This is a genomic window from Micromonospora marincola (assembly GCF_056150385.1).
The window spans coordinates 90,609-102,803 of record NZ_JAXCFT010000004.1; the positions used below are offsets into that span (position 1 = coordinate 90,609).

General features: G+C 73.5%; 10 protein-coding genes. 6 read left to right on the forward strand and 4 right to left on the reverse strand.

The features are described 5' to 3' along the window. Positions 1 to 297 precede the first annotated feature (297 nt). Complete coding sequence (locus tag SM450_RS11610; RefSeq protein WP_474619725.1) at positions 298 to 1,506, reverse strand: DUF349 domain-containing protein; 1,209 nt, start codon at positions 1,504 to 1,506, stop codon at positions 298 to 300. Positions 1,507 to 1,707: 201 nt separating this feature from the next. Between SM450_RS11610 and SM450_RS11615 the strand changes: the two genes are divergently transcribed. The 3 genes from SM450_RS11615 to dapF are packed head-to-tail and all read left to right on the forward strand — an operon-like array spanning position 1,708 to position 4,182. Continuing rightward, a complete protein-coding gene (locus tag SM450_RS11615; RefSeq protein ID WP_474619726.1) occupies positions 1,708 to 2,427 on the forward strand; it encodes a class III extradiol ring-cleavage dioxygenase family protein in 720 nt (239 codons plus the stop codon). Continuing rightward, positions 2,424 to 3,329, forward strand: a complete 906-nt coding sequence (gene miaA, locus SM450_RS11620) for a tRNA (adenosine(37)-N6)-dimethylallyltransferase MiaA (RefSeq protein WP_474619727.1) — start codon at positions 2,424 to 2,426, stop codon at positions 3,327 to 3,329. Before SM450_RS11615 ends, miaA begins: the two co-directional genes overlap by 4 nt. A 7-nt stretch (positions 3,330 to 3,336) precedes the next feature. After that, entirely contained in the window at positions 3,337 to 4,182 is an 846-nt protein-coding gene (dapF, locus tag SM450_RS11625) for a diaminopimelate epimerase (RefSeq protein ID WP_474619728.1), read from the forward strand. A 151-nt stretch (positions 4,183 to 4,333) separates the two neighbouring features. Here dapF and SM450_RS11630 read toward each other — a convergent pair whose 3' ends face one another. Beyond that, on the reverse strand, positions 4,334 to 5,806 hold the full coding sequence (locus SM450_RS11630; RefSeq protein WP_474619729.1) for an NAD-dependent malic enzyme: 1,473 nt from the start codon (positions 5,804 to 5,806) through the stop codon (positions 4,334 to 4,336). Between the two features lie 198 nt (positions 5,807 to 6,004). Here SM450_RS11630 and hflX point away from each other — a divergent pair, with 198 nt between their 5' ends. Both hflX and SM450_RS11640 read left to right on the forward strand, forming a co-directional pair. Continuing rightward, positions 6,005 to 7,471 (forward strand): GTPase HflX, encoded by a 1,467-nt coding sequence (hflX, locus tag SM450_RS11635; protein WP_474619730.1) that lies wholly within the window; start codon positions 6,005 to 6,007, stop codon positions 7,469 to 7,471. A 50-nt stretch (positions 7,472 to 7,521) separates the two neighbouring features. Next, the gene (locus tag SM450_RS11640; RefSeq protein ID WP_474619731.1) at positions 7,522 to 9,276 is read left to right on the forward strand and encodes a hypothetical protein; all 1,755 of its coding nucleotides are present in this window, start codon (positions 7,522 to 7,524) and stop codon (positions 9,274 to 9,276) included. 56 nt (positions 9,277 to 9,332) lie between these two features. On the opposite strand, the gene lexA is transcribed toward SM450_RS11640, so the two are convergent. After that, positions 9,333 to 10,115 (reverse strand): transcriptional repressor LexA, encoded by a 783-nt coding sequence (gene lexA, locus SM450_RS11645; RefSeq protein WP_474619732.1) that lies wholly within the window; start codon positions 10,113 to 10,115, stop codon positions 9,333 to 9,335. Positions 10,116 to 10,257: 142 nt separating this feature from the next. After that, a complete protein-coding gene (locus SM450_RS11650) occupies positions 10,258 to 11,253 on the reverse strand; it encodes a phosphotransferase family protein (protein WP_474619733.1) in 996 nt (331 codons plus the stop codon). Positions 11,254 to 11,597: 344 nt separating this feature from the next. On the opposite strand from SM450_RS11650, the gene nrdR reads away from it, so the two are divergent. Next, positions 11,598 to 12,098, forward strand: coding sequence for a transcriptional regulator NrdR (gene nrdR / locus SM450_RS11655; RefSeq protein ID WP_474619734.1), 501 nt, complete (start codon positions 11,598 to 11,600; stop codon positions 12,096 to 12,098). The last annotated feature ends 97 nt before the right edge of the window (positions 12,099 to 12,195 follow it).

Here is a 12,195-nt window from a genome sequence, read left to right on the forward strand (position 1 = left end):
GCGCCGCGGGCGGCAGGACCAGGAGGCCCGACCCGCTCGTCATCGAGTACGCGCACAGCGCGCGCCGGGCCGGTCACGTGGACGGCCACTCGCGGAAGTTCACCCGGCGACCCTCAACGGCGAAGTCCACCCGTCGACACCCTGGCGCCGGAACCCAAGCTCCGTCACCCATTCTGATCAGCCCACCCCCACCCGTCAACACACGCACCCCGTCCCGCCTCCTGGACGCGCTGATTCACGGAAAGAGTGCCTATCCGGCGTGGAATAGGCACTCTTTCCGTGAATCAGCGGGGTGGGTCAGCCGGCCTGTTCGGCTAGCTGGAGGAACTGGCGCTTTGAGGTCAGGGCCTGCTCGGCCTCCTTGATGCGGCGGGCGTCGCCGGCGGCCTGGGCCCGAGCCAAGCGGTCCTCGGCCTCGGCGACCTGGACGCGCATCTGCGCCAGCAGCGGGTTGTCCTCCTTGGAGGTGCGCCGCCACGCCGAGTCCATCACCTCGCGGACCTTGTCGTCCACGGCCCGCAGCCGGCGCTCCAGGCCGGAGGCCACCTCGCGGGGCACCCGGCCGGCCTCGTGCCACTGCGCCTGGATCTCCCGCAGCTTCGCCTGGGCGCCCTTCGGGTCGCTGTCGACGTCGAGCGCCTCGGCCTCGACCAGCAGCGCCTGCTTACGCTCCAGGTTGGCCCGCTGCTCGTTGTCGCGGGCGGAGAAGACCTCGCTGCGCCGGGTGAAGAACTCGTCCTGCGCGGCCCGGAACCGTTCCCAGAGCTTCTGCTCGGCCTCCTTGGCGGCGCGCGGCGCGGCCTTCCACTGGGCCATCAGATCCTTGAGCTGGCCGGCGGTGACGCCCCAGTCGGTCGACTCCTTGAGCTTCTCCGCCTCGGCGACAAGCTCCTCCTTGACCGTCTGCGCCTGCTTGCGCTGCTGGTCGAGGGAGGCGAAGTGGGCGCCCCGACGGCGGGTGAAGCCGTCCCGGGCCGCGGCGAACCGCTTCCACAGCTCGCCGTCGGCCTTCTTGTCGACGCCGCGGATCGTCTTCCACTCGTCGAGGATCTCCTTGAGCCGGTCGCCCGCGGTCTTCCAGCCGGTCGACTCGGCGGCGAGCTTCTCGGCCTCCTCGACCAGGGCGGTCTTGCGGGCCAGCGCCTCGCCCCGGGCGGCCTCGCGGGCCGCCTTGGCCTCGCCTGCCTTCTCCTCGGCGACCGTGGCCAGCTTGTCCAGCCGGGCGGCCAGGGCATCGATGTCCCCGACCACGTGCGCCTCGGGCAGCGACGCCCGGATCCGGCGGATCGTGGTCAGTGAGTGGCCGGCGTCCGCCGCCCCCGAGTTGAGCCGGGCCTCGGTCAGGTCCACCTCGGTCACCAGGTCGGCGAAGCGTCGGGCGAAGTGGGCGAGCCCTTCCTCCGGGGCCCCCGCCTGCCAGGATCCGACCACCCGCTCGCCGTCGGCGGTCTTGACGTAGACGGTGCCGTCCTCGTCCACCCGTCCGAAGGCAGTCCAGTCGCTCATGTGCCCATCCTCGTTCTCCCGGCGTCGAGGGACCAGCCCTCGGTCGCCGCCACGGCGCAGCAAACTTTCTCCCGGCATTGTCACAGGTCCGCCCCCGTCCGTGTCGAGCGCCTGTCGTCGACCGTGACCATACGGTGTCGTACGCCCTCGATGGCCGGATCGGCGCGGGGACGCACCGGGACGCCCCGATAGGTTGGGGGCGTGCCCCTGGTCGCCGCCGCCGTCTGCCCCCATCCGCCCCTGCTCGTACCCGAGCTGGCCGGCGCCGCCGCGCCGGAGCTGGACGACCTGCGCGCCGCCGCCGACGAAGCGGTGACCCGTCTGCTCACGGCCGGGCCCGAGGCGATTCTGCTCGTCGGCGGTGGCCCGGCGACGCAGCGGTTCAGCGCGGCCGAGCACGGCTCGCTGCGCCCGTACGGGCTGGACCGGCACGTCCGGCTCTGGAAGGTCAACTGCGCCGGCGGCGACCGGCTGCCGCTGAGCCTGACCATCGGCGCGTGGCTGCTCCACCGCGCCCGCGTCGAACTGCCCCGGCTGGCCCGGTCGGTGGCCGTCGACGCCACCCCGGCCGAGGCCGCCGAGTTCGGCGCGACGCTCGTCGAGGAGACCGACGCCCGGGTCGCGCTGCTCGTGCTCGGCGACGGGTCCGCCTGCCGGGGCGTCAGGGCGCCGGGGTACGACGACCCGCGCGCCGAGGCGTACGACGAGGGGGTCGCCGTGGCCCTGGCCTGCGCGGACGCCGACGCCCTGCGCGGCCTCGACCCGGTGCTCTCCGGCGAGCTGCGGGCCGCCGGCCGGGCGGCCTGGCAGGTGCTCGCCGGCGCGGTCGGCGCGGCGGGCGGCCACTGGCGGGGCGGGTTGAGCTACCACGCCGCGCCCTACGGCGTTGCCTACTTCGTGGCGAACTGGGAGCGGTCATGACAGTCGTGGCGGTGGTCGGGCCGACCGCGGCCGGCAAGTCGGCGCTGAGCATCGCGCTCGCGCACGCGCTCGACGGCGAGGTGGTAAACGCCGACTCGATGCAGCTCTACCGGGGCATGGACGTCGGCACCGCCAAGCTGACCCCGGCCGAACGGGAGGGTGTGCCGCACCACCTGCTGGACATCTGGCCGGTGACCGAGCCGGCAAGCGTCGCCGAATACCAGCGGCTGGCCCGCGCGGCGGTCGACGACATCCTGGCCCGGGGCCGGGTGCCGCTGCTCGTCGGTGGTTCCGGGCTCTACGTCCGGGCGGTGCTGGAGCGGTTCGAGTTCCCCGGCACCGACCCGGCGCTGCGGGCCCGGCTGGAGGCGGAACTGGACGCGGTCGGTCCGGGGCCGCTGCACGCCCGCCTGGCCGAGGCCGACCCGGAGGCGGCGGCCGGCATCCTGCCCGGCAACGGCCGGCGGATCGTCCGGGCGCTTGAGGTGATCGAGCTGACCGGCGCGCCGTTCACCGCGTCGCTGCCGGCGCCCACCCCCTACTACCCGTCGGTGCAGCTCGGGGTCGACCTGGACACCGCCCGGCTGGACGAGCGGATCGCGCTGCGGGTGGACCGGATGTGGGCCGACGGCCTGGTCGACGAGGTGCGCACGCTTGTCGGCGAGGGGCTGCCCACCGGGCGTACGGCCAGCCGGGCGCTCGGCTACCAGCAGGTGCTGCGCTTCCTGGCCGGGGAGCTGACCGAGACCGAGGCGTACGAGGAGACGATCCGGGCGACCCGGCGCTTCGTCCGGCGGCAACGTTCGTGGTTCCGGCGCGACCCGCGGGTGCACTGGCTCGACTCGGCCGACCCCGACTTCGTGGCCACGGCCCTGCGGGTGGCCGCCGGGGATCGGGGATGATGGGGGCGTGGAGTTCACCAAGGGTCACGGCACTGGCAACGACTTCGTCATCCTGCCCGACCCGGACGGGGCGCTCGACCTGACGCCCGGCCTGGTCGCCGCGCTCTGCGACAGGCGGCGCGGGCTCGGCGGCGACGGCGTGCTGCGTGTGGTGCGCGCCGCGAAGCACCCCGACGGCGCCGCGCTCGCGGGCGAGGCCGAGTGGTTCATGGACTACTGGAACTCCGACGGCTCGTTCGCCGAGATGTGCGGCAACGGCGCGCGGGTGTTCGTGCGCTACCTCCTGGAAACCGGCCTGGTCACCCCCACGGACGGGCCGCTGCCGGTGGCCACCCGGGCCGGCCTGGTGCGGGCCCGCGTCGAGGGCGCGGATGTGGCGGTCGAGATGCGCCGCCCCCGCCTCCACGACGCGGCCACCGCCACCCTGGGCGGGCTGACCCTGACCGGCACGGCGGTGGACGTCGGCAACCCGCACCTGGTGTGCGCGCTGCCCGCCGCGCTGGAGCTGACGGCGCTCGACCTCACCCGGGCCCCCGAGGTGGACGCCGCGGCGTTCCCGACCGGGGTGAACGTCGAGTTCACCACGCCCGGTGAGCCGGTCGACGGCACTGACGGGCACGTGCTGATGCGGGTCTACGAGCGGGGTTCGGCCGAGACGCTCTCCTGCGGCACCGGGGCCTGCGCGGTGGCGGCGGTGGCGGTGCGTGACGCCGGTCGGGAAACCGGCATCGTGGCGGTGGACGTCCCGGGCGGCCGGCTCACGGTCACGGTGACCCCGGATTCCTGCTGGCTGGCCGGCCCCGCGGTCCTGGTAGCCACCGGCACCCTGACCCCGACCGCCCTGCCCCGCTGACTCCCCTCCCGCGCGCCCGGGGCGCCTTGCTGGGTTGCGGCGGATTCCGGGCAGCTTGCCGAAGGCGTGCGCGAGATCTTGGAGGATTCTGGCCCCTATGAGGGCCTTCTCCTTCCAAGATCTCGTGCGGGGCCGGCGGGACCGTGGGCTGTCAGGGGGTGGCGCTGGCGTTTGCGGCGATCTCGGGGAGGTCGGACGGGCCCGGGTCGGCGGCCGGCGGCGGCGTCACGGCCGGGTTCTGGGCGGCGGCGCGCACCGCGGCGGCCACCGCGGGGGCGACCCGCGCGTCGAAGACGCTCGGCACGATCACCGTCGGGTTGATCTTTTCCTCGCCGACCACGTCGGCGATCGCCCGGGCCGCCGCGATCGCCATCTCCTCGGTGAACTCCTCGGCGTGCGCGTCGAGCATGCCGCGGAACACGCCCGGGAAGGCGAGCACGTTGTTGATCTGGTTCGGCTGGTCCGAGCGGCCGGTGGCCACCACGGCGGCGTGCTTGCGCGCCTCCCGCGGGTCCACCTCCGGGTCCGGGTTGGCGAGCGCGAAGACGATCGCGTCCTTCGCCATCGCGGCGACGTCGTCACCGGTGAGCAGGTTCGGCGCGCTCACCCCGATGAACACGTCCGCGCCGCGTACCGCCCCGGCCAGGTCACCGGCGTAGCTCTCCTTGTTGGTGTTCTCCGCCAGCCACTGCCAGGCCGGGTTCAGGTCGGGCAGGCCGCGGTGCAGGGCGCCCCGCCTGTCGTACGCGATGATGTCGCCCACGCCCTGGCGCAGCAGCAGCTTCATGATCGCGGTGCCGGCGGCGCCGGCGCCGGAGACCACGACCCGGACGTCCGCGAGCTGCTTGCCCACCACGCGCAGCGCGTTGGTCAGGGCGGCGAGCACGCAGATCGCGGTGCCGTGCTGGTCGTCGTGGAAGACCGGGATGTCAAGCGCCTCGCGCAGCCGGGCCTCGATCTCGAAGCAGCGCGGCGCGGCGATGTCCTCCAGGTTGATCCCGCCGTACGCGGGCGCGATGGCCTTGACGATCGCCACGATCTCGTCGGTGTCCTGGGTGTCAAGCACCACCGGCCAGGCGTCCACCCCGCCGAAGCGCTTGAACAGCGCCGCCTTGCCCTCCATCACCGGCAGGGAGGCGGCCGGCCCGAGGTTGCCCAGGCCGAGCACGGCCGAGCCGTCGCTGACCACGGCCACCGTGTTGCGCTTGATGGTGAGCCGGCGGGCGTCGGCCGGATTCTCGGCGATCGCCATGCAGACCCGGGCCACCCCCGGGGTGTACGCGCGGGACAGCTCGTCGCGGGTACGCAGCGCGACCTTCGGGGTGACCTCGATCTTGCCGCCGAGGTGCAGCAGGAACGTGCGGTCGGAGACCTTGCGCACGTCCACCCCGTCGAGCCCGGTGAGCGCGTCCACGACCTGGTCGGCGTGGCCGGCGTCGGCGGTGTCGCAGGTGAGGTCGACGATCACGTTCGTCGGGTCGGAGTCGACCACGTCAAGCGCGGTCACGATGGCGCCGGCCTCGCCCGCCGCGGTGGTGAGCCGGCCGATGGAGGAGGCGTCTGCGGGCACCGCGATCCGGATCGTGATCGAGAATCCGGCACTCGGCAGTCGGGTGATGGCCACGAAATTTACTCCTCCGTCGACGCTGAGCGGCTCGACTGGCATTTCTACTCGCCCGGCCAGGTCGGCCGGCATCCGGGCTCGCTACCGGTGGGTAGCGCCACGGGCATAACACGGGTGCGCCGGGCGTTGTCACATGTCAGGATTGCTGTCACGCGCCGATAATTCCCGGCGATGCACATAACGGACAGGAGACGCAGTTTGCGCGAGCAGGAGACCTTCCATCCCTTCGAGGACGACCAGCTCGACACCACCACCACAGGTGACTACGAGCTGTCGGAGCGGCAGGCGCTGCGGCGGGTCCCCGGCCTCTCCACCGAGTTGACGGACGTCACCGAGGTCGAATACCGCCAGCTCCGGCTGGAGCGGGTGGTCCTGGTGGGGGTCTGGACCGAGGGCGCCCAGTCCGACGCGGACAACAGCCTGACCGAGCTCGCGGCGCTGGCCGAGACGGCCGGCTCGCAGGTGCTCGAAGGGCTGATCCAGCGCCGCAACCGGCCGGACCCGGCGACCTACATCGGTCGCGGCAAGGTCGACGACCTGAGCGCGGTGGTGCTCGCCACCGGCGCCGACACGGTGATCTGCGACGGCGAGCTCTCCCCGTCGCAACTGCGCAACCTCGAACAGCGCACCAAGGTCAAGGTGGTCGACCGCACCGCCCTCATCCTGGACATCTTCGCCCAGCACGCCAAGAGCAAGGAGGGCAAGGCGCAGGTCGAGCTGGCGCAGCTCGAATACCTGCTGCCGCGCCTGCGCGGTTGGGGCGAGGCGCTCTCCCGGCAGACCGGTGGTAGCGGTCGCGGTGGCGGCGCCGGCGGCGGCGTGGGCCTGCGTGGCCCCGGTGAGACCAAGCTGGAGACCGACAGGCGCCGGATCCGGCACCGGATCGCGCGGCTGCGCCGCGAGATCAAGGGCATGACCACGGTACGACAGACCAAGCGCGCCCGGCGCTCCCGCAACGCGGTGCCCGCGGTGGCCATCGCCGGCTACACAAACGCCGGCAAGTCCAGCCTGCTCAACCGCCTCACCGGGGCGGGCGTGCTCGTGGAGAACGCGCTGTTCGCCACGCTCGACCCGACCACCCGCCGGGCCACCACGTCCGACGGGCGGCTCTACACGCTCTCCGACACGGTCGGGTTCGTCCGGCACCTGCCGCACCAGATCGTCGAGGCGTTCCGCTCGACGCTTGAGGAGGTCGGCGACGCCGACCTGGTGGTGCACGTGGTCGACGGCACCCACCCGGATCCGGAGGAGCAGGTGCGCGCCGTCCGCGAGGTGCTCGCCGAGGTGAACGCCGACCGGCTGCCGGAGTTGCTCGTGGTCAACAAGACCGACGCCACCGACGAGGAGACGATGCTGCGGCTCAAGCGGCTCTGGCCGGAGGCGGTGTTCGTCTCCGCGCACCGCGGACGCGGCATCGACGAGCTGCGTGAGGCGATCGAGCGGCTGCTGCCGCGGCCGGCCGTCGAGGTCCGCGCGGTGCTCCCGTACGACCGGGGTGACCTGGTGGCCCGGGTGCACCGGCAGGGTGAGGTGCTCAGCACCGCACACCTGCCCGAGGGCACGCTGCTGCACGTGCGGGTGGGTCAGGCGCTCGCCGCCGAGCTGGCCCCCTACCGCGCGGGCGATCGGCTCACAAGCGAGGAGCGGGTGGGCGCCGGGCGGTGAGCCGTCCGGCGTCACCCGCCGGAAACCGGGGCCGTGCGACACTGAGCCCTATGCGGCACGTTGTCTCCTCGGTCACGCTCGCGCTCGGCCTGGTCGGCGCGGTCGTGGCGCCGACCGGGCCGGCGCTGGCGGCGCCCGGCGCGGCCCCGGTCCTGGCTGCGGCTCCCAAGAAGAAGTGCACCGTCACCGACGACCGCCTTCGCGAGCTGTCCGGCCTGGTCGCCACCAGCGACGGCTACGTCGTCATCAACGACGGCTCCGACGATCCCAGCCGCAAGCGGGTCTTCTACCTGACCACCAAGTGCAAGGTCGACAAGGAGGTCCGATACTCGGGTGACGGCCCCCTCGACACCGAGGACCTGGCGCTCGGGCCGGACGGCAAGACGCTCTGGATCGCCGACACCGGCGACAACATCGAGAAGAAGACCCGGCGGGAGCGCGTCGCGGTCTGGACGATGCCGCTGAGCGGGTCGAAGCCGGTCCTGCACCGGCTCAGCTATCCGGCCAAGGAGCCGCACGACGCCGAGGCGCTGCTTGTCGGTGACGACGGCATGCCGCTGGTCATCACCAAGGACCTCTCCGGCAAGTCGGAGATCTTCACGCCGACCGTGAAGCTGAAGGCCGGCGGTGACCTCGAGCCGGTCCCGATGAAGAAGGTCGGCGACCTCACGCTCCCCAAGACCAACACCGAGAACAAGCTCGGCTCGCCCGGCCGCGCGCTCGTCACAGGCGCCGGTCGGTCACCCGACGGCAGCAAGGTCGTGATCCGCACGTACGCGGACGCGTTCGAGTTCGACGTGGCCGACGGCGATATCGTCAAGGCCCTGACCGGCGGCAAGCCTCGGGTCACCCCGCTTGCCGACCCGTTCGGCGAGGCCATCTCCTACACCCCGGACGGCAAGTCGTTCGTCACCGTCTCCGACGGCGGCTCGCTCGACGACGCGGACCCGATCGACATCCTCGGCTACACGCCGGCGACCACCGGGGTGGAGGCGCTGCCCAACGGCGGCAACGTCGAAACCAAGCCGGCCGCGCAGAAGTCCTGGCTGGAAGGGCTCTCGCTCGACGAGATCACGTACCTGATCGCCGCGGTCGGGGTGCTCGGCGCGCTCCTGGTCGGCGCCGGCGTGTTCGGCATCCTGCGGCACCGGCGCAAGCCGGTGCCCGTCGCGGCGGCCGACGAGCCCGAGCGCAGCGGTGAGTTCCCGGTGGGTGGCGGCCTCCCGCCCGGCAACCGGCCAGGCGCACCGCCGCGCGGCGGCGTCTACGGCGGTGGCCAGGGCGGTGGCGTCTACGGCGGCGCGAACGGTGAACGGCCGCCGACCGGCGGGGTCTACGGCGGTGGCCGCCCCCAGGGCGGCGCGGTCTACGGCGGCGCGCCCCACGGTGGGCCGCCGGGTGGCGGCCGTCCGCAGGGCGGTGGCGGCGCCCAGGGCGGCCGTCCGCAGGGCGGTGGTCGTCCGCACGGCGGTGGCCGGCCGCAGAGCGGTGGCGGCGCCCCGGGTGGTGGCCGTCCGCAGGGCGGTGGCGGCGCCCAGGGCGCCGGCGTCTACGGCGGAGGCGCCGGTGCCGCCGGTGGCGGCGGCGAGCGGGCCGGCCAGGGCGGTGCCCGTCCGGGCGGCCCCGGCGGCGCCGGATACCGCGGCCAGCCCGGCGGCGGAGGCAGGCGGGGTGACGGTGGCCGGGCCGAGCCGCCGCGTCGGGAGCCGGGCCCCCGGGATCCGCGCGGCGCCCGCCGCGACGACGGCCACGGTGGGTACGGGCCGGTCACCGGTGGCCGGGAGCACCGGGGCGACCGCTACTGAGACCGAACGGCAGGAGGGGTGACCGGCTTCGGTCGCCCCCTCCTGCCGTCAGCGGGTCAGATGCGGCGCAGCACCGCGACCACGCGGCCCATGATGGTGGCGTCGTCGCCGGGAATCGGGTCGAAGGCCGGGTTCTGCGGCATCAGCCATACGTGCCCGTCGCGGCGCCGGTAGGTCTTCACTGTCGCCTCGCCGTCGAGCATGGCCGCCACGATGTCACCGACCTCGGCGTTCGGCTGCTGCCGCACGACCACCCAGTCGCCGTCACAGATCGCCGCGTCGAGCATCGAGTCGCCCTTGACCTGGAGCATGAAGACCTCGCCCTCACCGACCAGCTCGCGGGGGAGCGGGAAGATGTCCTCCACGGCCTGCTCGGCGAGGATCGGCCCACCGGCGGCGATCCGGCCCAGCATCGGCACGTAGGCCGGGGCGGGACGCTGCGCCCGGGCGGCCTCGTCGTCGACGTCGCTGGGGGCCCGGACGTCTACCGCACGCGGCCGGTTCGGGTCGCGGCGCAGGAAGCCCTTCTTCTCCAGCTCCTTGAGCTGGTAGGCGACGCTTGACGGGGAGACCAGGCCGACGGCCTCGCCGATCTCACGCACACTCGGCGGGTAGCCGTGGCGCTCGACCCAGGTGCGGATGAACTCCAGGATCCGGCGCTGCCGGGCGGTGAGGTCGACAGTCGTCGGGTCGGGGAAGCTGCTGACCACCGGGGTGACCGGGCGCACCGCGGGCTGGCCGGCCCGGCTGCGGGCGGTGCGGGGGCGACGGGACGCCGGTGGACCCGCCCCGTCGATCGGCTGCGGGTTCTTCTGCCGGCTGGCCCGGTCCTCGGTCACGTCCGTCCCTCCCTGGTCGGCGCTGGGTGCCTCGTCGGCTCGTGGTGCATATGGTCCGACCGTATCGGTAAGATCGGCCTTTTTCAAACATCTGTACGACCTGACGTTGGCGTGTCACGCCGGAAATCGGGCACGGCGAGGGTCAGAGCGGAGCCGGCGCGAACAGTTCCTCAAGCCAACCCGGGACGGCGGCGGCGTACTCGGCGCGAGCCGGATCGGTGGGCGGCAGGGCCCGTCGCCAGGACAACGAGCGGCTGACCGTGGTCACGGTCGTCGCCAGGGCCGCCGCCTCCCGCAGGGCGGCCCGGTCGTACCTGTCGGTCCACGCCTCCAGGTACGCGTCGCGCAGCCGGAGCAGCACCGGGTCACCTGCGGGAAGCTCGAAGGCGTGCGCGACCGAGCGCAGCGTCACCAGCAGGGTGCCGAACGGGTGGGCGAGGGAGGCGTCACCCCAGTCGAAGAAGCGCGGGCCGCCGGCGGCGACGAAGACGTTGCCGTCGTGCAGGTCGTCGTGCTGCACGGTGGGCTCGACCCCGAGGTCGGCGAGCCGTCGGCAGTCCCGCGCGTACCTGTCGGCGTGGGCGCGCAGCCGTGCGAGAACCTCGGGCGTGAGCCCGTCCTCCCGGCCGAGCAGCAGCGCGTCGGAGTCGCCGAGCAGGTCGGTGAAGAGCCCCGGCAGCGCCTCGGGCCGGTGGTCGGGCAGGCCGAGGGCGAGCAGCTCACCGGCGTGCGCGGCGCTCACCCGCTGCAGGTCGGCGTACGCGGGGAGGATCCGCTCCCAGCGGCCCGGATCGGGTTCGACGGCCAGCACGTCGCGGAGGGTGGGTCCGCCGTCCGGCAGCAGGGACCAGCCCCGGCCCGCGTCCACCGCCAGCGGGTCCGGCACGCGGCCGGGCGCCAGTCGGGAGAGCGCGGCCAGCACGCCCGCCTCGTACCGGGTGCCGTCACTGTTGGCCTTGAACCAGGCGTCGCCGTCGCCGGTGGGCACGCGCCACACCAGGGACCACGGGCGTACGCGCTCCTCCACCGGCCCGGCGACCCGCCGGCCGTGCCGGCCGAGCAGGTCCGCCACCCAGTGCGAGGCGGACTCCCGCCACCCCGGCGCGTCCCACCCGGCGCTCACCACATCTGCGTTCACGCCCGGCAACCTAGCCCGCTGGGGCCGGCCGGGCGAGGTGATTTCCGGTCGAACGGGTGTTCCATCCCGGCGTGCCGTGACCGGTGGCGCCCGGGCCGCGTTGGGATCGTCGAGGGTGACGCGCCGGACACGCCGGCCAACTTGACCTCGCTTGGGGGACGGCATACGGTCAACCCCTAGATGTAGTAGTGACATGGGCGTAAGTTGCCTACAGGTTGGGTTCAACTACCGAACGCACTCCCGTCTCGCGCAGCCGGCGACGGCCATCGGATGATGGCTCCGCCGTGTCGACGCATGCCCGGGAGCCGGTAGGTGCGCCCGTGGTCGATCAAGGAGGTCGGGCGATGCGGTGTCCGTACTGCCGGCACGCCGACTCCCGGGTGGTCGACTCGCGGGAGGCCGACGACGGCCAGCTCATCCGGCGGCGGCGATCCTGCCCGGAGTGCGGCAAGCGGTTCACCACCGTCGAGGAGGCGGTGCTCGCGGTGGTCAAGCGCAGCGGGGTGACCGAGCCGTTCAGCCGCACGAAGATCATCGGCGGGGTGCGCAAGGCGTGCCAGGGCCGGCCGGTCGACGACGACTCGATCGCGCTGCTGGCACAGAAGGTCGAGGAGACCGTACGCGCCAAGGGGGCGGCCGAGATCCCCAGCCACGACGTGGGGCTGGCGATCCTCGGTCCGTTGCGTGATCTCGACGAGGTGGCCTACCTGCGGTTCGCAAGCGTCTACCGGTCCTTCGACTCGCTCGCCGACTTCGAGCAGGAGATCGAGACGCTGCGGGCCGCCGCGCGCGCCCGGGAGGGCGCCGACGTGCCGGCGGCCGACGCCGCCGGCGCGAACTGCTGACATTACTGATTTCTGACAGTGAGACCAGGCGCGGTGGGTGACCGTGCCGACGAGGGGGCGAGGGCGTGACGACCAGCAAGTCACGGAACAAGGCCGG

Bases quoted from the DNA above. Each gene is read 5' to 3' on its own strand.
- SM450_RS11610 (WP_474619725.1), bottom strand. From the start codon at position 1,506: ATGAGCGACTGGACTGCCTTCGGACGGGTGGACGAGGACGGCACCGTC.
- miaA (WP_474619727.1), top strand. From the start codon at position 2,424: ATGACAGTCGTGGCGGTGGTCGGGCCGACCGCGGCCGGCAAGTCGGCG.
- SM450_RS11640 (WP_474619731.1), top strand. From the start codon at position 7,522: ATGCGGCACGTTGTCTCCTCGGTCACGCTCGCGCTCGGCCTGGTCGGC.
- nrdR (WP_474619734.1), top strand. From the start codon at position 11,598: ATGCGGTGTCCGTACTGCCGGCACGCCGACTCCCGGGTGGTCGACTCG.